Origin of the sequence: Pseudovibrio sp. M1P-2-3, from assembly GCF_031501865.1 — a bacterium.
Lineage (GTDB): Bacteria > Pseudomonadota > Alphaproteobacteria > Rhizobiales > Stappiaceae > Pseudovibrio > Pseudovibrio corallicola.
The window spans coordinates 2,990,262-3,011,938 of record NZ_JARRCW010000001.1; the positions used below are offsets into that span (position 1 = coordinate 2,990,262).

The 21,677-nt window shown below is 48.7% G+C and carries 20 protein-coding genes and 6 pseudogenes; 13 read left to right on the top strand and 13 right to left on the bottom strand.

Annotated features, from left to right (window positions below; genetic code table 11):
• Nucleotides 1–49: 49 nt before the first annotated feature.
• From P6574_RS22130 to P6574_RS12930, 5 genes and pseudogenes are all read left to right on the top strand, one after another.
• Nucleotides 50–439 (top strand): annotated as a pseudogene (locus P6574_RS22130) (hypothetical protein); the annotation flags it as partial.
• Complete coding sequence (locus tag P6574_RS12920) at nt 436–660, top strand: hypothetical protein (protein ID WP_310620683.1); 225 nt, start codon at nt 436–438, stop codon at nt 658–660. The pseudogene P6574_RS22130 and the gene P6574_RS12920, both read left to right, overlap by 4 nt.
• A pseudogene (locus P6574_RS22135) lies at nt 661–840 on the top strand (transposase); the annotation flags it as partial.
• A 64-nt stretch (nt 841–904) separates the two neighbouring features.
• Nucleotides 905–1,490: pseudogene (locus tag P6574_RS12925) on the top strand (DDE-type integrase/transposase/recombinase); the annotation flags it as partial.
• Between the two features lie 155 nt (nt 1,491–1,645).
• A pseudogene (locus P6574_RS12930) lies at nt 1,646–2,026 on the top strand (helix-turn-helix domain-containing protein); the annotation flags it as partial.
• On the opposite strand, the gene P6574_RS12935 reads toward P6574_RS12930, so the two are convergent.
• Nucleotides 2,023–3,012, bottom strand: coding sequence for an IS481 family transposase (locus tag P6574_RS12935; RefSeq protein WP_310620684.1), 990 nt, complete (start codon nt 3,010–3,012; stop codon nt 2,023–2,025). The pseudogene P6574_RS12930 and the gene P6574_RS12935 sit on opposite strands and share 4 nt — an antisense overlap.
• 64 nt (nt 3,013–3,076) lie before the next feature.
• Between P6574_RS12935 and P6574_RS12940 the strand changes: the two are divergent.
• Nucleotides 3,077–3,762, top strand: a pseudogene (locus P6574_RS12940) (IS630 family transposase); the annotation flags it as partial.
• 194 nt (nt 3,763–3,956) lie between these two features.
• Here the strand turns inward: P6574_RS12940 and P6574_RS12945 are convergent.
• The 9 genes from P6574_RS12945 to eutB all read right to left on the bottom strand — a co-directional run bounded on the left by P6574_RS12945 (nt 3,957) and on the right by eutB (nt 13,340).
• Entirely contained in the window at nt 3,957–5,330 is a 1,374-nt protein-coding gene (locus tag P6574_RS12945; RefSeq protein WP_310620685.1) for an aspartate aminotransferase family protein, read from the bottom strand.
• A gap of 13 nt (nt 5,331–5,343) precedes the next feature.
• A complete protein-coding gene (locus tag P6574_RS12950) occupies nt 5,344–6,819 on the bottom strand; it encodes an NAD-dependent succinate-semialdehyde dehydrogenase (protein ID WP_310620686.1) in 1,476 nt (491 codons plus the stop codon).
• A gap of 88 nt (nt 6,820–6,907) precedes the next feature.
• Nucleotides 6,908–7,387, bottom strand: coding sequence for an Lrp/AsnC family transcriptional regulator (locus P6574_RS12955; protein WP_310620687.1), 480 nt, complete (start codon nt 7,385–7,387; stop codon nt 6,908–6,910).
• 25 nt (nt 7,388–7,412) lie between these two features.
• Nucleotides 7,413–8,396 (bottom strand): cyclodeaminase, encoded by a 984-nt coding sequence (locus tag P6574_RS12960; protein ID WP_310620688.1) that lies wholly within the window; start codon nt 8,394–8,396, stop codon nt 7,413–7,415.
• A gap of 70 nt (nt 8,397–8,466) precedes the next feature.
• A complete protein-coding gene (eutA, locus tag P6574_RS12965; RefSeq protein ID WP_310620689.1) occupies nt 8,467–9,255 on the bottom strand; it encodes an ectoine utilization protein EutA in 789 nt (262 codons plus the stop codon).
• 13 nt (nt 9,256–9,268) lie between these two features.
• Nucleotides 9,269–10,555 carry a TRAP transporter large permease gene (locus tag P6574_RS12970; protein ID WP_310620690.1) on the bottom strand — a complete coding sequence of 429 codons (1,287 nt, stop codon included), beginning with the start codon at nt 10,553–10,555 and terminating at the stop codon, nt 9,269–9,271.
• 12 nt (nt 10,556–10,567) lie between these two features.
• Nucleotides 10,568–11,131 (bottom strand): TRAP transporter small permease, encoded by a 564-nt coding sequence (locus P6574_RS12975; protein ID WP_310620691.1) that lies wholly within the window; start codon nt 11,129–11,131, stop codon nt 10,568–10,570.
• 78 nt (nt 11,132–11,209) lie between these two features.
• The gene (locus P6574_RS12980) at nt 11,210–12,229 is read right to left on the bottom strand and encodes a TRAP transporter substrate-binding protein (protein ID WP_310620692.1); all 1,020 of its coding nucleotides are present in this window, start codon (nt 12,227–12,229) and stop codon (nt 11,210–11,212) included.
• Between the two features lie 103 nt (nt 12,230–12,332).
• Nucleotides 12,333–13,340, bottom strand: coding sequence for a hydroxyectoine utilization dehydratase EutB (eutB, locus tag P6574_RS12985; RefSeq protein ID WP_310620693.1), 1,008 nt, complete (start codon nt 13,338–13,340; stop codon nt 12,333–12,335).
• A 243-nt stretch (nt 13,341–13,583) separates the two neighbouring features.
• Here eutB and P6574_RS12990 point away from each other — a divergent pair, with 243 nt between their 5' ends.
• From P6574_RS12990 to P6574_RS13000, 3 genes are all read left to right on the top strand, one after another.
• The gene (locus P6574_RS12990) at nt 13,584–14,768 is read left to right on the top strand and encodes a M24 family metallopeptidase (protein ID WP_310620694.1); all 1,185 of its coding nucleotides are present in this window, start codon (nt 13,584–13,586) and stop codon (nt 14,766–14,768) included.
• A gap of 3 nt (nt 14,769–14,771) precedes the next feature.
• On the top strand, nt 14,772–15,929 hold the full coding sequence (argE, locus tag P6574_RS12995) for an acetylornithine deacetylase (RefSeq protein ID WP_310620695.1): 1,158 nt from the start codon (nt 14,772–14,774) through the stop codon (nt 15,927–15,929).
• Nucleotides 15,930–16,123: 194 nt separating this feature from the next.
• A complete protein-coding gene (locus tag P6574_RS13000; RefSeq protein WP_310620696.1) occupies nt 16,124–16,822 on the top strand; it encodes a GntR family transcriptional regulator in 699 nt (232 codons plus the stop codon).
• Between the two features lie 474 nt (nt 16,823–17,296).
• Here the strand turns inward: P6574_RS13000 and P6574_RS13005 are convergent, their stop codons facing one another.
• Nucleotides 17,297–17,584, bottom strand: a complete 288-nt coding sequence (locus P6574_RS13005) for an efflux RND transporter permease subunit (RefSeq protein ID WP_310620697.1) — start codon at nt 17,582–17,584, stop codon at nt 17,297–17,299.
• Nucleotides 17,535–17,765, bottom strand: a complete 231-nt coding sequence (locus P6574_RS22140; RefSeq protein ID WP_405048101.1) for an efflux RND transporter permease subunit — start codon at nt 17,763–17,765, stop codon at nt 17,535–17,537. The genes P6574_RS13005 and P6574_RS22140 overlap by 50 nt, the downstream gene beginning before the upstream one ends.
• Nucleotides 17,766–17,958: 193 nt before the next feature.
• Between P6574_RS22140 and P6574_RS13010 the strand changes: the two genes are divergently transcribed.
• The 4 genes from P6574_RS13010 to P6574_RS13025 all read left to right on the top strand — a co-directional run bounded on the left by P6574_RS13010 (nt 17,959) and on the right by P6574_RS13025 (nt 20,068).
• Nucleotides 17,959–18,504 (top strand): phage tail protein, encoded by a 546-nt coding sequence (locus P6574_RS13010; protein WP_310620698.1) that lies wholly within the window; start codon nt 17,959–17,961, stop codon nt 18,502–18,504.
• Nucleotides 18,505–18,530: 26 nt separating this feature from the next.
• Nucleotides 18,531–19,088, top strand: coding sequence for a phage tail protein (locus tag P6574_RS13015; protein WP_310620699.1), 558 nt, complete (start codon nt 18,531–18,533; stop codon nt 19,086–19,088).
• Nucleotides 19,089–19,118: 30 nt separating this feature from the next.
• Nucleotides 19,119–19,676 (top strand): phage tail protein, encoded by a 558-nt coding sequence (locus P6574_RS13020; protein WP_310620700.1) that lies wholly within the window; start codon nt 19,119–19,121, stop codon nt 19,674–19,676.
• A gap of 107 nt (nt 19,677–19,783) precedes the next feature.
• Nucleotides 19,784–20,068 (top strand): DUF6916 family protein, encoded by a 285-nt coding sequence (locus tag P6574_RS13025; protein ID WP_310620701.1) that lies wholly within the window; start codon nt 19,784–19,786, stop codon nt 20,066–20,068.
• 305 nt (nt 20,069–20,373) lie between these two features.
• On the opposite strand, the pseudogene P6574_RS13030 reads toward P6574_RS13025, so the two are convergent.
• Nucleotides 20,374–21,630, bottom strand: a pseudogene (locus P6574_RS13030) (IS256 family transposase).
• Nucleotides 21,631–21,677: the final 47 nt, after the last annotated feature.

Genomic DNA, 21,677 nt, shown 5'->3' on the forward strand with positions numbered 1-21,677 from the left:
CAGCCGTTTAGGGAGGTCGGTATGAAAGGGGAAGCCATATTCACGAGACTTACGGAAACGATTTATTATTCTTTTGGATACGGGGATGTCAGCAAATGCAGCGGGACGTAGGCTAATGATTGCTCACTCTACGGCTACACGTTGGGCATGGATCTGGCGCAGGGAGAACCGCTGTGAAGCCCTGCCAATGGGTGGGGACCACCGCTCCGCCTCCCTTGAAAGGCATGCATCCTTCATTGTCTCGTGTATTCGCTCCCAACCAGATATCTTTTTACATGAGCTGGTGAGTATCTTAGCGGCTAAAGGGAGTTCAGCCTCACAAAGTGCCCTGAGCAATTTGCTGTCCCGGCACGGCTTAACGCGAAAAAGACACTTATTGCCAGAGAGCGAACCCGTGAAGATATCACGAAAACCCGCGAAGAGTGGCAGGGTGCAATGAAAACTCTTGACTGGAGATCGCTGGTTTTCATTGGTGAAAGCGGCTTTGATACAAAAATGACCCGCTTGCAGGGGCGTTCGACACGCGGGCAGCCCTGTTTCGGGTCAGTGCCCTATGGGCATTGGCAGAACAACAGTTTTATCGCCGGCCTGCGTCTAGGGCGCATTGATGCCCCGATGCTCCTGTCAGGCCCCATGCATGGCTTGGCATTTGCGGCCTGAGTAAAGCAGGCCCTTGTCCCAACTCTCAAAGCGGGAGATATTGTCATCTGCGATAACTTAAATGTTCACAAAAACGCTAAAGCACGAAACGCTATTGAGGCCAAAGGCGCACAACTGCGCTTCCTGCCCGCATACTCTCCAGACTTCAACCCGATTGAAATGCTTTTGCCAAAATTAAAGCGTGTTTAGTCCTAAGAGAAGGTGGAATCAGTTTAACATTGACGCCATCTTGTAAGGAGAGGCTATGGGACAGGTATTACACGGCAGCGCCACGACCACTCACGCGGTTCGATCCGCCATACAAAAATCGGATGCAACCATCAAAGAATTGAGCCGGCGCTATAACATCAATCCCAAAACGGTGATGAAGTGGAAACGTCGCAATAGCGTGGAAGAATCCCCGTTCCACAGTCCTGACCGTGGCAGAGGAAGCGGCGTGTGTCGCTTTTCGCAAGCACTCTTTATTGCCACTCGATGATTGCCTTTACGCCATGCAGGAAACGATCTCGCATCTGACCCGCTCGTCCCTGCATCGCTTATTCCAGCGCCATGGGATTTCGCGCCTGCCACCGCCGGATCTGAAAGGAAGCAAGAAACGCTTCAAAGCCTATCCAATTGGTTACTTTCATATTGATATTGCAGAGGTTCGTACACAAGAAGGCAAGCTCTATTTGTTCGTTGCCATTGACCCGACATCAAAATTCGCCTTTGTCAAACTCTTTGAAAAAACCACCAGAAGGATTGCCAGTATCTTTCTGCGGGCCCTGATTGAAGCGGTTTCCTACAAGATCCATACCGTACTGACCGATAACGGCACCCAGTTCACCGACCCCAAAGGGTACAGTTGGAACGCCAGTGAGGTTCAACATTTGCTCGCCACAGGCCAGTTGTTGCGCTGTCATACCAACGGCACCTGTTTTTGACTCGGGATGAGGATTCCCAAATCACTTGAATTGTGATTCAACATTGGGAAAGGAGATTCCCAATGTCAGCGATCCCATTGCGCCGAGACTATGATGCTTCTTCGTTACGAACTCTTGCTTGTCAAAGTAAGGATGTCAGGCAGAGCCGCCGCCTTCTTGCTCTTGCTGCTGTTTATGATGGGTTGTCGCGCTTGGAGGCGGCACGCATGGGCGGCATGGACCGCCAAACACTGCGAGACTGGGTGCATCGGTTTAACGCAGAAGGGCCGCACGGCCTGTACAATCGTAAGAGCCCGGGCCGTGTCCGGTGGTTAAATAAAGAGCAAATGGCTGAATTTGCAGATCTGGTTGAGGCTGGGCCTGATTTACAACAACACGGCGTAATTCGCTGGCGTCGGCGGGATCTGCAAGGTGTGATCGAGCAGAAGTTTGGGGTCAGCTATATGTTAAGTCCCGCGAGGAGATGGTTAGGCTGTTTTATGAACCTGTCCGGCTCGTTTGTCCATTGTTTGGTAATGTATTCAAAGGGTGTTTGTCCTTTGAGAGCCTTGAGGCGTTTGGCGAAGTTATAAGCCTGTATGAACGTTTCCAGATGAGTGCGCAGCAGGTTGTGTGTCTGGTAATAATAGCGTCGAACCGTGGCCTCTTTGATGGTGCGGTTCATACGTTCGACCTGACCGTTGGTCCAGGGATGGGCCGGTTTCGTTAGCCGGTGGTCAATATCATTTTGAGCGCAGGCCAGAACAAAAGCATGGCATCGAAACCGCTGACCGGTCGCGAGCATACGCTTCACGTCCTGAGCATTCCAACTGTCGCCTTTGGGATCGGTGAAATGGGTCCCGTTGTAGGTCAGCACGGTGTGGACTTTATAAGGTACAGTCATGATGAGGTTGCGAAGAAAGTTGCCAGCAATCCTTCTGGTGGCTTTCTCATGCAGTTCCACAAAGGCAAACTTCGACGTTCTATCAATGGCAACGAACAAATAAAGCTTGCCTTCCGCAGTTCGCACCTCCGCGATATCGATGTGAAAGTAACCGATCGGATAGGCTTTGAAAGGTTTTTTGGTCTTGTTCTTATCTGGGGCTGGCAGACGCGAAATCCCGTGGCGCTGGAATAGACGGTGGAGGGATGAGCGGGTCAACTTCGGGATCGTTTCCTGCAGAGCATAAAGGCAGTCATCCAGCGCGAGTAAAGAGTGCTTGCGAAAAGCAATACACGCAGCCTCTTCAGCCACAGTAAGAACGGTAGAGCGAGGATTTTTCCGGCCCATAGGTTGATCTTCTACGCTGCTACGTTTTTTCCACTTCATAACCGTTTTGGGATTGATGTTATATCGGGTACTCAGCTCTTTGATTGTTGCATCCGATTTTTGGATGGCCGATCGAACCGCGTGAGTAGTCGTGGCGCTGCCGTGTAATACCTGTCCCATAGCCCCTCCTTACAAGATGGTGTCAACGATAAACTGATTCCATCTTCTCGCGGGACTAAACAGCTATAGCGAAAGGGCTATTTCAAGCCTCCTCAGAGTTCTGGGATTTTCTCGGGTCAGCGTTCGGCCACAGCACCCGGCACAGGACGAGCAAGTTATGGAGACATATAAAAAAACTTCCATGCCCGGCTTAAAGAAATAAAAGCGCGCTTGCCCTCACAAACATCCATGGAAATCTGGTGGCAGGACGAAGCCCGCATTGGTCAAAAAAACGGGCTCACCAGAAGGTGGGCAAAAAAAGGAACGAGACCACGGGCTCCCAGCGACGGGCGCTATCAATCAACTTATGTATTCGGGGCCATCTGCCCCGCCCACGGCAAAGGGGCAGCACTTGTTTTGCCCAAAGCCAATACCAATTCCATGCAGCTTCACCTTAAAGAAATCAGCCGAACCGTCGCCAAAGGGGCGCACGCAATGGTCCTGATGGATCAAGCGGGTTGGCATACAACGGCAAAACTGAAGTTGCCTGATAATATAACCATCTTGCTGCTCCCACCCCGTTCTCCGGAGCTCAACCCGGTTGAAAATGTTTGGCAGTACTTACGGCAAAACTGGCTCTCTAACCGAACCTTTCAAGACTACCAGGAAATTGTCGATGCCGCCTGTTCCGCTTGGAATAAGCTTATTCAACAACCCCACACAATCACATCAATCGGTAGACGAAATTGGGCGCATACAGGTCAATTATAAGTGCCGTTGGTATAACACCCTTCGACTACATTACCAGACAATGGACACAAGAGCCGGACAGATTTATAAAACAACCAGACCATCTCCTCACGGGACTAAATATTTAGGTCGGTCAGGCCAAACGTTCACATTGGGCTTGCTTAAATTGTAGAAGACCCGGTTTGACCTGACCAGCAGCTCGCTAAATTGATGCTTCAACCCAGCACAGTTTCAACTGCACGAACTGTAGCCCCTACAACAGTATCCGCTTCCTCGCGGGTTAGGCAGAATGGTGGGGCAAAGCCGAGAATGTCTCCTTGTGGCATAGCGCGTGCAATCACTGAATCTTGAGAGAGCAACGTCGCCGAGATCCGGGGCCCGACTTTGTCTGATGCATCGAAAAATTTACGGCCAACTCGCTCTTTGACAAACTCAACTGCGCAAAGCATGCCTTCACCGCGAACCTCACCCACGTTTGGGTGATTACCCAAAGCCTCTTTCATGGAGGTATTGAGATAGGCACCAACGGAGCTTGCGTTTTGAATGAGGTTCAATTCATCCAGAAGCTTGAGGTTAGCAACACCTGCGGCAGCGCCGATAGGATGCGCCGAATAAGTCCAACCGTGTCCGATTGGCCCATACTCGTCCGTACCTTGCTCCAGAACTTTCCAAACCCTATCGGAAATAATCGAGCCAGATAGCGGAGCATAAGCAGATGTCAGACCCTTTGCGATGGTGATGATATCGGCTTCCATACCGTAATGATCGCAGCCAAACATGGAACCAAGGCGGCCAAACCCAGTCACCACTTCATCAGCAATAAGCAGAATGTCGTGCTTTTTCAAAACCGCCTGAATAGCGGCCCAATAACCAGCAGGCGGGGGAACAATACCACCTGTTCCTAGCACAGGTTCGCCGATAAAGGCCGCGATCGTATCAGCGCCTTCACGTTCAATAAGTGCTTCCAGCTCAGCAGCGCAATGGGCTACAAATTGATCCTCACTCTGGTTAAGATCATCACGGCGGAAGTAATAGGGCGCTTCGGTATGGATGACCTGTTCGACCGGCAAATCGAATTTTTTATGGAATAAGTCCAGACCAGTAAGCGATCCGGTTACAAGACCCGACCCGTGATACCCCCGCCACCGCGAAATGATGCGTTTTTTCTCGGGGCGGCCTAGAATATTGTTGTAATACCAGATCAGTTTGACATTGGTTTCATTGGCATCAGACCCACTCAAGCCGAAATAAACTTTGGACATATTGCTGGGTGCGCGGTCCAGAATTATTTTTGACAATGTGATAGAGGCTTCTGTTCCATGGCCCACATAGGAATGATAGTAGGCCAGTTCCCTCACCTGCTCAGCAATGGCTTCTGCAATTTCCTGACGGCCATACCCCACATTGACACAGTACAATCCAGCAAATGCATCCAGCATTTTTCGACCATCACGGTCTTCAATAAAAGAGCCGGAAGCAGTTTTAATCACACGGGTTAAGGTCTCACCACGCGCGTGTTGCGCAAGGTGGGTTGAGGGATGGAAAAAATTATCTCTATCCCACTGTGCAAGTTCATCGTTTCTCAGCATGACGTATCCTTTCCTATGCCCAGTCGCGGCAGACGTATTTAATTTCAGTGAATTCTTCCATGCCCAGCCGTGCCCCTTCGCGGCCTAAGCCGGATTGCTTTGTCCCTCCAAAGGGAATGGGAGCGCCGGTCACTTTCGTACGGTTGACTGCAACCATTCCAAATTGAAGAGTACGGCTAACTCTGTAAATTTTGTGGGGGTCCTGACTGTGCAGATAGGCAACCAAGCCATATTCTGTGTCGTTTGCACGAAAGATCACTTCATCCTCGGTATCGAAGGGAGTGATCGCAGCAACTGGCCCAAAGCTCTCTTCCCGCATAATGGTGGCATCAGCAGAAACATCCACCAGAACCGTTGGCTCATAAAACAAAGGGCCAAGAGGATGACGCGCACCTCCACATGCAATTCTCGCACCTTTGGCAACTGCATCAGCAACGTGCTCTTCCTGTTTTTGAACTGCCTTTTCATTCATCAACGGACCGATATCCGGATCCTCTAGCCCACAACCGATGGAAAGTGATTTTGCAGCACGCGTGAATCGCCTACAAAAGTCCTTATAAACTGGGCGTTCGACAAAAATGCGGTTCGCTCCAAGACAGTCCTGCCCAGATGTGGCAAATTTGGCTTTGATAGATTCACTGACAGCGTTTTCCAGATTTGCATCCTTAAAAACAATCACCGGAGCATGCCCTCCCAGTTCTAAAATAAGGCGTTTTACTGTTGTCGCCGACTGCCGGTAAAGCAGCTTTCCCACGGGAGTTGAGCCTGTAAACGACAAGACCCGCACACGGCTGTCGCGGGTCCAAGGTTCAAAAATCTCAGGAGCAACGCCCGTGACCACATTGAAAACGCCCGCAGGAAACCCTGCCCGCTCCGCCAATTCAGCTAAAGCAAGTGCACTGTAAGGTGTTTCAGCAGATGGATGAGCAACAATTGTGCAACCTGCAGCCAAAGCGGCTGCCGCTTTACGCGTCAACATTGCCGAAGGGAAATTCCAAGGCGTAATCAAGGCCGCAACGCCAATGGGTTCGCGCCACAGTTCAACCTCGGCATCGGCTAAATGGCTGGTAACGCCCTCAATGTTAGGACGCTTAGCTTCCTCGGCATAAAACTCGACAAAGGTCGCACCATACTCAATTTCACCGCGTGCCTCTGACAAGGGTTTCCCTTGCTCAAGCACCATAATGCGCGCAAGGTCTTCTTTATGGGCAAGTTGAAGCTCAAACCACCTGCGCAAAATAGCAGCGCGTTCTTGTGGCAACAGGCTCGACCATTGAGGAAAGGCTTTATATGCCGCCGTTACGGAACCAGTCGATTCTACTGCGCAAAGACTTGCGACATCGCCAAGATTGGCCCCATTCGACGGATCATTTACAGCAAATGTATCGCCTGTTTTCGCCGCACACCACTTTCCATCGATATAGGAAAATGAACGTACCAAGGCCTTGTCTATTATATCTACCCGCGCAGATAGAGCCGTTTCCGACATGCAACATCCTCCGTCTTCACCAAGGACTGTGCCCGTTTCCAACAGAGGATGTGACCGAATTTACTGTCTGTTAAAGAGGAAACAACTGTTAATCTGCATTGAAAAGTAGATCTAGCGGCGGAACAGCATTTCCTTTAACCGGTTTCGTCACGATGTAGGTGAAATAGCGGGACAGTCCTATTTTTGCATCCAGCATCGCATCAATCAAACGCTGATACGCATCTATATCACGCGTTACAATTTGCATCAGGTAATCAAACCCTCCACCCAAAGCCCAGCATGAAACAACTTCATCATATCCTTGCATGGCTTTTTCAAATGCATAAAAACTTGCGGCTGTATGATCCGCAATTTCAGCAGCCACAAAAACCGTAACATGAGGTCCCAGTTTTTTAAGATTGATCCGCGCTCCATAGCTTTCGATAAGGCCGGTTTTCTCCAATTTCCTTAACCGATCCCAGCAGGGGGTTGCAGATAATCCGATACGATCTGCCAGTGCTGATTTGGTAATGCGCCCTTCAGAAGAAAGAACTCTCAAGATGTCCAGATCACGTTGATCAAGCTGCATGGGGTGGCTCCAATATTCTAGCCTTTTAGCTCTGTATTTCAGCGCTTAAAGCTGTCGCTCGGGTTTCAGCCAATGTGGCTATGGCCGTGTCTTGCACCCCAGTTCCGGTTAGATCACAAACGGTTATATCCTCTGCCGATCGGCGTCCCTGTTTTTGGCCCGCAATAATTTCACCCAGCTCAACATAATTAGTTGTCTTTGTAACTGTACCCGCTTTGATAGCGGAACGTAGTTCTCCAAGTTTGATTGATTGAGACAGGCGATCACATACGAAAAGTGTGGTTGCGGGAATAACACATGGAGCGAGTTCTGCTTTAAGTTCTGTATCCGAGCCCATTGTAGTAATATGCTGGCCAGGAGCTATCATTTTTGACGTGATTAGAGGTTTCTGGGAGGGGGTCGTGGTCACGACTATATCCGCCTGCTCCATAACCTGATCAATACTGCCAGTTATGACTTCAATTCCCAAGCGGTTGGTGCAATCATGGGCACATTGCGCCGTTTTATCTGCATCACGCCCCCAAATAACAGCCCGTTTGATATTCCGAACCAGAGTTAGCGCTTCCAGCTGAAGACGGGCCTGCATTCCACTGCCAAGGATGCCAGCAGCTTCACTGTTTGCACGGGAGAGATGTTTGGCAGCAACAGCACCTGCCGCTGCTGTGCGGATGTCGGTCAAGTATCCATTATCCAGCAATAAGGCTTTGACTCTGCCGGTCTTTGCATCGAACAAGGTCATTAAACCATTCAAACTTGGCAGGCCTATTTTGGGGTTGTCAAAAAAACCTAGGCTCATCTTAATCGCGAAACTGTCGATACCGGGCACATAGGCCGTTTTTACATCCACTTCCCCATTGTGGTCTGGCACATGAAAGCTCAGGATTGGGGGCATTACAACATCTTTTGTTGCAAGCAGATGAAATGCATTCTCAATACAAGCAACCGTATCTCTATCTAAAGCGATGGCCCGTCGCAGCTCAGTTTCACTAAGAATTTTGATTTCAGACATAAGAGCTTAGATCCCTAGAAGTATTTGTAGTCACCTTGGCGAAAAAGATTCAGCTACCTCATTCCTACATTCAATTATGCACCCTGTGTTGAAACAACTGTCCAAAACCTGAGGTGTTCTGATCACTGTTTAGATGCTGAAGGCAGCGCCATATCATGGCTTGATTAGAGGTCACAACTGGTCTGCCAATTTGCGCCTCTATCCTTTCAATGCACTTTGCAGCTCTAAGGCCCGTACAGGATATAAACAGTGCCTGCGCAGATGGATCCATGACTGCACAAGCCGCATCAACGATAGTATTTTCACAAAGGCGCGCTATTTCGCGGTCATCATCAACTCCGAGATAATTTGCACTGGCAATCTCTGGGCCGTTACCTGAAAAATAGTGGAGTAACTCATTTGAAATCGCAGAGGAATAAGGCGTTAACACGCTGATCCGGCTGACATTCAATGCTTTAAACGCATCAAGGGCGGCTGAGCTTGGCGTTACAAATGGTGTGTTAGGTTTACCGGCATTCAAGTACTTACCAACTGCACGATCACCTATAACGATGGAAGCTGAAGTACAGCTGTAAGCAATCACATCAACATCTTCACCGGGAAAAATCTGGGCAGCTGCCTCAGTTAGTCTTGGCCCTGTCGCCAGCAGGTTGTTTCGTGTCCCCGGGTTTTGGTAGTCAATCCGATTGGCATATACACCCACCTCATCAGGATTACACATGCGCATAAAATCGCATTCGCTGGTATGGTCTGTTGCCAAGACAACGAGACCGATCCGTTTTCTGACAGGCCTTGCGTCCAGTTCATTTTTTATCGGTGATCTGGCAGAAACAAATGGAACAAGGATGGATTTAAACATCGAATGGTCTTTCTTATTTCGAAAAGGCCAGATCACGCAGAAACAAAGCAATCTGCGGAAAGAAAATCAGCGCGACAGAGACGCCGATCAACATGAAGATAAACGGAGGCGTACCGCGTATGACTTCAGCATAAGGGCGTTTGAAGACTGCGATGGCAGTAAAAATATCGCATCCAAATGGCGGGGTAGCGGAACCTATTGCAACTTGCAAAGTGATGATGATCCCAACCAAAACGGGATCCAGCCCAACCGCCTTAACAACTGGCGCGAAAATAGGGACGAGCACCAAGATAACTACAACGGGGTCTACAAACATACAGCCAATGAAGAAGGCCAGAGAGATAACGAACAGGATGCCGATCGCCCCCATATGGGTGATGCCGATAGCACTCAAAATTTCCTGTGGGACTTGCGCAAAAGAAATTACCCATGAAAATGCTGCACCTGCCGCAACCAAAATAAAGACGACAGCGGTGATCAATCCGGTCGATTGAGCCGTTGAGTAAACGTCCGCAAAAGACATGGACCGGAAAACGAAAACTTCCAGAACCAAAGCATAAAGGACACATACAGCTGCAGCTTCAGTTGGGCTGAACACTCCCCCATAAATGCCACCGATTATAATCAGCGGAAACCCCAAGGGCCACAATGCATTACGAAGTGCCATAAAACGCTCTGACCAGCTTGTTTTGGGTTCGGTCGCTACGTTATTTCGCACAGCATAAAGGTAGCTGTAGGTCGAGAATAGAACTAGAATGAGCAGTCCGGGCCCTATTCCGGAGATAAATAGTTCAGCAATGGATGTATTTGAAACAACGCCATAAATGATCATCCCTATTGATGGAGGGATCAAAAACGCGATGTCGCTGGCGTTGACGATCAAAGCCAGAATAAAGCTGTCTTTATAACCTGCCTTAAGCATACGTGGGCGCAGTGGCGACCCGATAGCAACAACAGTTGCCTGAGTGGAACCGGACACCGCGCCAAACATGGTGCAAGCCATTGCTGTTGAGATTGCAAGACCACCACGCATGTGGCCAACAAATGCCATGACCAGATCAATCAAACGGCTTGCTGACTGTCCTCGTGTCATTATGTCCGCAGCGAAGATGAACATGGGAACGGCAATGAGTGATGCTGGACGAATACCTGCCACCATTTGCTGGACCATCGTTTCCATTTGCCCGAAACCACCGAACATCATCAAGAAACCGATGAAGCTCCCTGCGATCAACGGGATCATCATTGGAAATCCAAGAAGGAGGAGCACGATCATACTAAGGAAGATTGTTGCCGCCATCACCTAGCCCCTCTAAATCTCGATTTCATCTTCTTCATAGCCTTCCAGCATGTGGGTCGAGAGATACACGTCAGGGGCTGTCAAATTCTTGATGGCAGTCAGCAGGTACTGTGTCCCTGTCATGAAAAATCCAACAGGAACCCAAACAAGAATAATCCAAACAGGAATTTGAAGCGCAGGCAATACTCGGCCACGTGATGCCTGAGTATCTATGTAGTTGACCGAATAGTAGCAAAGTAGAAACAGGAAGGCTGCGGTGACAAGCGAGATAATCACCATCATCACCTTGCGGTATCGAGAAGGCATTTCGTCATAAATCGCGCTCATGCGAATATGTCGGCCATGGCGCGCGGCGTAACTGATGCCCGCAAACGTGATCAGAATGATCAGTATACGGTTCAGTTCTTCGGAAAAGAATATGGAATTTCCAAGAAGAAATCGCCCGAGCACATTGGCGATCGTGTTTGTTGCCATCAGCAATACACCCACAGCCAAAAGTGCGGACTCGATGCGACTAATGCTTCTGTCAATAACTCCCAGAATGCCCGGTAAATCTGATTGGTGCCGATTGCTCATCCCACCGCCTTGCAACTTATGAAAAGAGCCGAGCGGGATTTACCGCTCAGCATAAATAGATCTGGTTCCAACGGCTTTTTAGTCCGCAGTAGCCACCAAATCAGCTTTCAATTGCGCAAGAATTTTCTTTCCACTGTCGCCAGTCATTTCAATGAATGTGTTTTCAACTTCCAACGCAGCCTCTTTAAAGCAGCCCCGCTCTTCTTCTGTAAGAACAGTAACAGTCATCTCCGGTTTGGCTTCCAGAATTTTAGCAAGCTCAGTTTCACCAGCTTGTTTCTGGTAGACAACGGTGTGGTCATAAGCTGCCGCGGCTGCTTTTTGAATAACTTCCTGATCCTCTGAACTTAGGCCATCATAAAAGTCTTTGTTTGCCATTACAGCGGTGGTGAAGTTGTTGTGTCCGGCATAAGTGATGTAATCGGTGACTTCATATATTTTGGTCGAATAAAGGAAAAATGTCGGGTTTTCCTGACCTTGAATAAGGTTGGTTTGCAGGCCCCCATACACTTCACCCCATGGCAGAGGCGTTGGGCTGGCGCCGAAAACGCGATAACTTTCAACCAAAAGTGGGTTGGACATGACGCGGAATTTGACTTCATCGAGATCGGAGCATGTCTTAACCGGCGTTTTAGTGGTCATTGCCACTTCGCCTTCAGGGAACATGTTGAGCAGCTCCAGCCCTTTTTCCGCATACAGCGGCTTGAATAACTGGTTGATCGCTTTACTTTCGCGGTAGAAGCGCGCCAGATGGTTTTGGTCTGTTGGTAGAAGATACGGCACAAAAAAGACCTGAGCTTCCGGGATCAAAGCACCAGTAAAGCCCGGAGACTGATCTACAAACTGCAATATGCCATCTTGCGTTTGTTCCATGATGTCCGTGGATTCTCCAAGTGTTCCATAGGGAAACAGCTGGATTTCATGGTCAGAATTTGCTTCGATTTCTGCCTTGAACTTTTGCGCGTAAACCCCTTGAACATCAGTCATTGCCTCTTCAAAAGCATAGCGCCACGTATCAGCTTGAACCGATCCCGTTGCAGCAAGCACCAACCCCATTGCGGCACAGGACTTCATTGCTCTTTTAAAAATATTTGTCATAACGCCCTCTTAGATTTTAGAAATACTTGGTCTTTAATTGGCACGGCGTCTTGTGCGCCGTTTGTTATCAAAAAGTGAATTTACTAAGTGTTCTGCGGCAGCCTCAGGCATCATAGGCAACACCTTTGACTTGCAATTCCCCAATTGTAACGTCCTGCCCCATCATGATGCGTGCAAACGTTGGCATATCAAGGTTTCGGCCCGTGATAATTGTAGCAACAGGCCCGTTCAGCACTGGAACTTTTCCCGCTAGAACAGCCGCTATGCCAACAGCCGATGCCCCTTCTGCCACGATGCGATCTTCATAAAACATCACCTGCATTGCACGGCGAATTTCATCTTCCGTTACAAGTATGTAGTCATCAAGCAGATCACGGCAAATTGGAAAAGAAAGGCGGTTATGAAGGCCAATGCCTCCACCCAGAGAGTCAGCCAGAGACGAAAACTCAGGAATCTGAACCGGTGTATTTGCTTTAACGCTTTCATACATGGCTGCCCCGCGGTCCATAGTAATTCCAATTACGCGGATATCCGGGTTGATCGCTTTAGCAGCCGTTGCCACTCCCGCAGCAAGCCCTCCCCCAGACAGCGGCACTAAAATTGTTTCCAAATCCGGGCAAACCTCAAGCATCTCCAACCCGATCGTACCTTGCCCGCCAATGACAAGAGGGTCATCAAATGGAGAGATTTCAACCAGCCCTTCAGCTTCGCACAGGCGCTGACTTTCGCACATAGCTTCATCTTGTGTTGTACCGATGATACGAACCTCAGCTCCCAACGCTCGGATAGCATCGACTTTGGCCTTGGGAACCAATGAAGACATGCACACAGCAGCTCGAATGCCACGCTTCTTGGCAGCAAACGTTACAGCCCGACCATGATTACCCGTTGAACAGCATGTTACACCGCGCACATCATCACCAAGCGCCATCACCGCAGAGACTGCCCCGCGCAGTTTGAACGCACCAACAGGCTGCATATTTTCCATTTTCATTAGAAATTCCTGCCCGCAAAAGTCCGACATGAAAGGAGAAGGAATAAAGGGCGTATGGTCAGCAATTCCCTTTATTCGTGTCCGGGCAGAAAAAATGTCTGCAAGTGTGAAAGTCATATCAGCCGTTTTTACAAGTTGAGGGAGGCTCAGTTACCACCTCAAAACAGGTGCTATTGAGACCTTAAGTACAAACACTTGATGTATACAACATGATTGAAATTTTCATACAGTCAACAATAAAATTGCTTTTACGCGAACAAAATAGCAATATTAATACTTGCATCTCTGGTTATTTTGGATCTAACTGGATGGAAAATATGTAGTTGTGTACAAATTGAACTCCAAGCCATGAGGTAAACGATGGGTTTGCAGAACGTTCCATTCAGCAAAGCCGAATATGACCGCCGTCTCGCCAAAACCCGTAGCGCTATGGTATCAGCTGGTATCGACGTTCTGTTCGTCACCGACCCTTCAAACCAAGCGTGGTTGACTGGTTATGACGGCTGGTCATTTTATGTTCATCAAGGCGTCATCTTACCCATGGAGGGCGAACCTTTGTGGTGGGGCCGCATTCAAGATGCCAATGGAGCACGCCGCACGGTTTGGATGAGTGATGATCAAGTGCTTGGTTACGCAGATCAATACATTCAATCGACAACCTGTCATCCGATGGAAGATTTGGCACAACACCTACAAAAGATGGGTTACTCCACATCTCGAATCGGCGTGGAAATGGAGAACTACTATTACTCTGCCAAGGCACATGCGGTTCTAACCGCGCAATTGCCCAGTGCACATCTGATAGATGCCACAGCGCTGGTCAACTGGCAGCGCGGAGTGAAGTCTGAGGAAGAACTGGTTTTCATTCGCAAAGCAGCACGGATATCGGAGACAATTATCGGAATCGCGCTGGAAAAAGCTGAACCGGGTCTACGAAAAAACGAACTGGTTGCCGACATTTGCCACGCAGGCATCATGGGCACTGGTGAAGATTGGGGCGACTATCCAGCAATAGTCCCACTCACCCCTTCCGGACTTGATGCAACTGCACCGCATCTAACATGGAATGGCAATCAGATGGAAACTGGCGGAATTACGTTTTTCGAGCTCTCAGGTTGCTACCGCCGCTATCACGCCCCCCTATGCCGCTCCGTCTTCTTAGGCAAGCCACCTCAAACAATGCTCGATGCATCAGCTGCCCTAACTGACGGTCTGGAAGCTGGCTTGATAGCTGCAAAGGCGGGAAATCGAGCCTGCGACGTGGCAAACGCCCTCAATGAAGCATTGACAAAAGTGGGCATTGAACGCGGCGGACGCTGTGGTTACCCAATTGGCTTGAGCTACCCACCTGATTGGGGGGAACGCACTGTATCCCTTCGGCCAACAGACGAAACGATCCTCCTGCCAGGAATGACCTTCCACTTCATGCCTGGCCTTTGGCTGGATGATTGGGGCCTTGAAACCACTGAAACTATTCTCATTTGCGAAACAGGTCCGGCAGAAGCCCTGTGCAATGTTGAGCGAAAATTGTTTGTGAAGGACTGATCTATGAACGTTCTTGACACCACCAAAGCCCTATTGAAAGAGCTGATTGCATTCCCGACAATATCGTCCAATAGCAATCTGGATATGATCGATTGCCTTGCCCAGTATCTGTCCAGTTCAGGAGCGACGGTTGAAATCTGGCGGGATGAAAGTGGGAGGAAGGCAAACCTCTTTGCCACGATAGGCCCCAACATTGATGATGGCATCGTACTATCTGGGCACTGCGATGTTGTTCCGACTGCTGATCAAGACTGGACAAACGACCCGTTCGAAATGATTGAGCGGAATGGAAAATTGTTTGGCAGAGGAACCTGCGATATGAAGGGGTTCATTGCGGCAGCGGTCGCCATGGCCCCGCGATATGCCCAGCTTAACCTCAAACGTCCGATCCACTTTGCGTTTACATATGACGAGGAAGTTGGCTGCTTCGGCGCTCAAGCTCTTGCCCAGTCACTTCGCCAGCACAGACTGAACCCTGCCGTTGCTATTGTTGGCGAACCCACATCAATGCGGATTATAGAAGGTCACAAAGGATGTTACGAGTACATAACCCATTTTACGGGACTAGAAGGTCACGGTTCCAACCCTGATCAAGGTGTTAACGCTGTTGAGTATGCAACCCGATATGTGAGCCGCTTACTTGAGTTAAAAGATGAACTGCGTAGTAAAGCGCCCAAGAATTGTAGATTTGAGCCCCCTTGGACAACCATCAACACAGGCGCACTCATTGGGGGTACAGCCCGTAACGTGATCCCCGGGAAGGCACGTGTCGAGTGGGAAATGCGTCCAGTTCAACCCTCTGATGCGGACTTCGTTAAAAATCATCTAGATCAATACTGCACCCATGCCTTACTACCAGCAATGCAGGCTATTTGCCCTGATGCGAGTGTTGTTACCGAAATTATTGCTGAGGTGGATGGTCTTGAGCCCGTCCCGGAAAATGAAGCGCGTACAATCCTTAGCGAACTAACCGGCACGCATGAGACAGATTTAGTGTCATTCGGTACTGAGGCAGGCATGTTTCAAGCATTAGGAATGACAGTCGTTGTTTGCGGTCCGGGCTCAATTGAACAGGCACACAAGTCTGATGAGTATGTTTCGGTTACCCAGATATCTCAATGCCTTGAGATGCTGGATCGTCTTTGCGAACGGCTGGTTTAATATGAAATTGCGCTATGATCTTGCGTATGGCTTGGAAACATTGCGCACCTCAACTTCGCGTCACCTCCTCCTATCCTGAGAGTTGCTACCTATCAAAAAGCTCTTTACAGAAATTAAGAAAAGCAGCCGGAACAGTGGCTTCCCCCACGACTTTATCGGTGTATACAACACAAAGAATTGAGAGAGTTAAACCGGTGAACCTTATAGATAAAACCAGCGTAGACAACAGCGCCCGAGATCGATTTGATCGGATGTACTACGAAATCAGGGACCGAATTTGTCTGCTGGATTACTCCCCAGGAACACGCCTATCAGAAACCGAACTAGCCGAAGAATTCGGGGTGAGCCGCACACCGTTGCGCAGAGTTCTGGTACGGCTGGAAAGCGACGGCCTATTACAATCAGTCCACGGGGTTGGCACGTTTGTCACAGACGTAGATATCACTGAACTAGAACAGACTTACCTATTGCGGATGGAACTGGCAGAACTAAGCGGGAAGCTCTCGCCAGCCTCCCCAAAACAGACCATGGTAGAAGAATTAAATGCCCTGTCTTTACGCTCTAAACAGTTATTGAAAAGCCCTAATGCACGCGAATTTTCAATTCTTATTATGGAGTTCTTTCTCGCACTCCTTCAGCTTACAGAAAATATTCCACTTAGGGAAGTTTCCGAACAGTTATATATGCAGACCACCCGAATCTGGCTAAAATCCCTTTTCGCTTCTGTCATTGACTTGGGAGATGAAGTTGCCATCTTTAACCGCGAATTAGATGACATTCTAACCGCATTAAAACTCGGCGACCTGCAAGCTGTATCTCTAATACAAAAAGCTCATATTTCCATGAGCTTTACGCGCATGAGGGTTTCATATCAGAATTCTGAAAACACGTAAAACGGCATTGCCGGAGCTATGAGCTCGTTAACTTGATTGGGTGTTGGTCTACAAATTCCATCAGGGCCAGCGGAATAGACCGCGAGAGCAGGCCGGATAGATGACTGCAAACCTACTTTGCCATAATTTATATAACTCTTGCAATCCGGGGCATGTTCATAGATGGCAATGCCGGGACACGTCATAGTTAAACCCTCCACTGAGGAAAGCCTAAATAAATCAACGATATCAAAAAAAGATGGCGGACACGGAGAGCGGCAGGTTATTACGGAAATTTAATAGTTTCAACTACTTACAATAAGATTTTGTTTCTGTTGGTCACTATCTTGGTTCCTAATTTGGTTTACGCCTCCTTTACTGGAGAATACAGATTTTATTGTATCCCAATAGGCTTCAAAGATTTTACTGATGAATTCTACTATAATTTAGTTCGAATGCTGAGTTAACACCGTTGGACGAGGCGATGAGCTGGGGTTATTGAGAAGTATATGCCCGGTTTGGAGAGGGGAAGCTCAGTTGAATTTCTCCTCCAAACTTCGTGCTGCTACGTAGCTTTACTTTCTGCATACAGTTCTTTCTCGTCATGACCTCAGCTGCTATTCGCTCCAGAGCGTAAAAGACAGGTGCCAAGATAATGCCAAAGAATATAACGTCGATCATGCCGGAAAAGACGGCCACACCGATGGCTTGGCACATTTTATCCCTGTCACCGCTAGAGATCACTTGCGGAATGACACCTATGATGAAAGCAAAGGACGTCATCACGATAAGACCTTAAACACAAGCGGCTCGCTTCAATTGCGGCCTCAGTTATACTGTGCCACTTATTTTCCAGATCTCTTGCAAGCTCCACAATCAAAACTACATTTTTCGACGCTAGGCCAGTCAAAACAAACAGGCTGATCAAGGTGAGAATACTGTTCGTTCCACCTGAAAGATACACGCCGACAAGCAATGCTACTCAAAAGATGGTCGCTATGAAAACCGGGTAGCAGCATACTCACATTTTTAGTTATTGAAAATTCACCTCACAACTCCCGTGGGTGGTACCGCGCCTATATTCGTATAGATTGTATATGAAATATTAATCAACTTATAGATGCGTAGATTAAAGTTTACTTTCTTAGGGAAATTTGATGGCTGAACCATTCCTTTCAGAGATATCTATCTGGGCCTTAACTTTTGCGGTAAGAGATTGGGCTTTTTGCGATGGTCAAGTCCTCGCTGTATCCCAAAATCAAGCACTTGCGAGTTTGTTGAAGGATTATTATGGCGGAAATGGCCAAACAACCTTTGGCCTACCTGACTTTCGGGGAAGAAGTCCAAAAGGATGGTATGCGGAACGTCTAGGGACAAAAGCAGGACAGGAAGCACAGACATTAACTACTGTTAGCTTAACCACGCACTCTCACAGTAATGTGCGACTAGGTGTTAGGGATTCAGATGGTGAGACCAAAGCAGCTGCTGGCCTAAGTCTGGCACAACCAACATTCACAACTGGTTCTGGCGCAAAGTTCTCCGGTTTTTCATTCGTTGATGACTCAGGTGCCGACACAACCATTTCTACTGGTCTTAATGAAACATTGTCTACTGGCTCTGGGCTATCATTCTCAGTCCGTAGTCCATATTCCGTCATTAACTATGAAATCGCTTTGAAAGGGGCTTATCCGCCTCGAAATTAAGCTTTTTTTTCTGAGGGAAGTATAAAATGACTGAGCCTTTCATATCGCAGATTTCCATATTTGGGAACGATTTCGGCGTGAGAAACTGGGCCTTATGCCAAGGAGCGACCTTGGGCATAAACGAGTTTACAGCACTGTTTGCATTAATTTCGACTTTATATGGAGGCAATGGACGGACTGACTTTGCTCTTCCAGACCTTCGTGCCAGAGTGCCGGTGCAAAGTGGACAAGGGCCAGGTCTTACAAACCGACCAATTGGGTTGCCAGGGGGCTTCTCCAGCGAGTATTTACCTTATGTTTGCATGCCTGCCCATACACACTCTTTTGTACAGTTAGCACAAAATATAGATGGAAGCGAAGGGCCCTCGGATTCATCAATGCCCGCAAACCCCAGAGGTATTTTCGGTGGTCAACCATTTGTTGCAGATTGGTATACTGCAACAGGAGCAGTCACATCCCTAGCCTCCGCCAATGCGCCCAAAACAAATTCAACAGGTAACGAAGGTTCTTTCAGCATTGAGTGCCCTTACCAAGTGGTCAACTATCAGATTGCGTTAACAGGAACTTTCCCAAGCCGCTCATAGGGCATGTCAAACTATGATTGTGAGGAACCAATGGCTGATCCTTTTATTTCTCAGGTAAGTATGTTTGGGCTTAATTTTGCTATCCGCGGCTATGGAGTATGTAGCGGCGCCTTACTTTCCATCGCCTCTCAACAAACCCTTTTTTCTCTCATTGGAACAACCTATGGAGGGGATGGACGAACTAGCTTTGGCTTGCCGGAGCTGCGCGGTAGATTTCCAGTTGGTCCTACAACACGAGCATCCCCCCCAACGGGATTTCAGTATATATTGGGGCAGCGAGCGGGCAATGAAACTGTCACATTAATTGAGCAGAACTTGCCACCTCATACGCATACAAATGTTTTCCCAGCAGCTTCTTCGCTTGTCGGAGATTCCGTACCTAGTGCAAATGCAGTTCTGTCAGTCCCGGTTGTTGGTACTACGTCAGGTGATGGATTTACACCAACATCAACCAGTGGAGTTGCACTCTCAACTTCAGGCAACACCATGTCTACCGAAGGAGGAGGGCAGCCTCTTCCCATTATGGAGCGTTATTTAGCGATCACCTATGAAATTGCGATGCTTGGGACGTATCCGCAGCGCGCTTAAAGCAATTCCACCTGAAACTAAATAGGCAGCACTCCCCTGATATGCGTTTTTCACACTCTCTGATGTCAACAGTAAGTAATTACACAGCAATAGAAAAGGTAAAGTAAATGAAGAGAATTGGTGACTTAAAAGTTGAAAATTTCGAAGGCCTAGAAGGCGAGATGTTTTCTCTTGGGCACTTTAGAGTTGAACTTTTACAAGTTCATAGAGGTCCGGAAACTCCCAGTCGATTTCGCCAGCAATTCTCTTTGATTTTCAACTGCCCAGATGAGTTTGAAAGCAGCCATGCTGATTTAGAGCTCAGTCATGAAAAAGTTGGTAGTCATAGGCTATTTGTGAGCAAAGTACTCGGATATGAAGAACCTATGAATCTGGAAATAGTTTTCAATTAGGATACTGTAGGGACAGGCTTGTGCAGATTTTCTGCACCACCTGAAACAGTCGACACACCGATAGCCTATCTTTTCGTCAAAAGCTTCTATAGCTCCGCTTCTATCTCAAGCTGCCACCGCGCTTCGCGCTCATACGCTTCCTTACTATCCCCTATAAGCATCTCATCTGGTATCCGTACATCAGAGCGTACCTTTTGGAACTTGCCGCATCCCCATCGCTCCATCCTGGAAAGGTTGGCTGGAAGGGTCCTGTTGCAAACTCGTTTTAAGGGGGTAGTGTCAAATATCTTTCGCACTTTTTGCTTTCAAGCAACGGCTCCGGTTTGATCCTCGATGTTTTCGAAGAGTGGCTTCATGTTCATGTATCGTTTTGTGGCCCATGTGGATCCTGCGATGTGTCTTAATCTGGCGGCCGCCAGATTAAGACAGGACTTTCCGTCTGGAAACGCCCCAACCACACGGGTTCTGCGTCGAATCTCCCGCATGATACGCTCCAACGGATTATTGGTCCTGATCTTGCGCCAGTGGCTGTCAGGGAAGGCATAAAAACTCAGCGTCTCCCCGATATGGGTTTCGATCAGTTCTGCCGCTTTGGTCATCTTGCGTGCTCGCAAAGCAGCGATAACAGCCTCGGTTTTTTGTTGTGCTGCCGCACGACTTTCCTGCGCATGGATCGCCTTGAGCATATGGCTTACCTCCCGAACTCTGGTAGAGGGTAGTTAAGAAAATACATTACGGTAGCGAGAAGGAGCTGAAAACGATCCAGTGAATCGTTTTCCCTTTGAGCGAACCATACAACGCTGCCAGCGGGCCTCAGGAAGGTACTCCTCAATGCTTTCAATCAATCCACGACAGGCATCAGAAATGATTAATTGAACGCCGGAAAGACCACGATCTATCAAATGGCGTAGAAATGACGACCAGCCGGACTTGTCTTCCTTGGCCCCTTCAACGATCCCAACAATCTCGCGGTATCCTTCTGTGTTAACCGCAGAAGCCACCAGCAATGAAACATTGCGAACCTCCCCAGCCCAGGTGCGCTTCATTACAATGCCGTCCAAATACAGATAGGGATGATCCCCCTCGATGGGGCGCTGGCACCATTGTTCGATCTTGGCGTAGATCTTCTTATTGAGATTGGAAACTGTACCTGGTGAGACTCGCGTCCCCCACAGGGCCTCGGTTATGTCTTCCACACGGCGCACCGAAACACCCGCCAGATACATCTCGATAAGCGCTTCCTCAACCGAGCTTTCCCGGCGCTGGTAACGCTCGATGATCGCCGTCTCAAAGGCTTGCTTACGCAGCTTTGGCATCTTCAGCTTAACCGGACCAGCCTTGGTGCGCAGGGAACGCTCATAACTACCAGCACGCGTATCCTGACGCCCTTCAGAGCGTTCATCGCGTCCAGCCCCACACAATCGGTCGGCTTCGGCATCCAGCATCGCATTCAAGGCCTCTTCAACCGTGCCGCGTACCATCTCGCCAAGATGATCCTTGATCCGGGCCTCATCAATGCGGATGACGTTGTTCAATTCCTTCTGCTTATCGGTCTCGTCCATAATCTGATCCCCTCATCCAGTGTGAGTGGAACCGAACTCAACAGCAA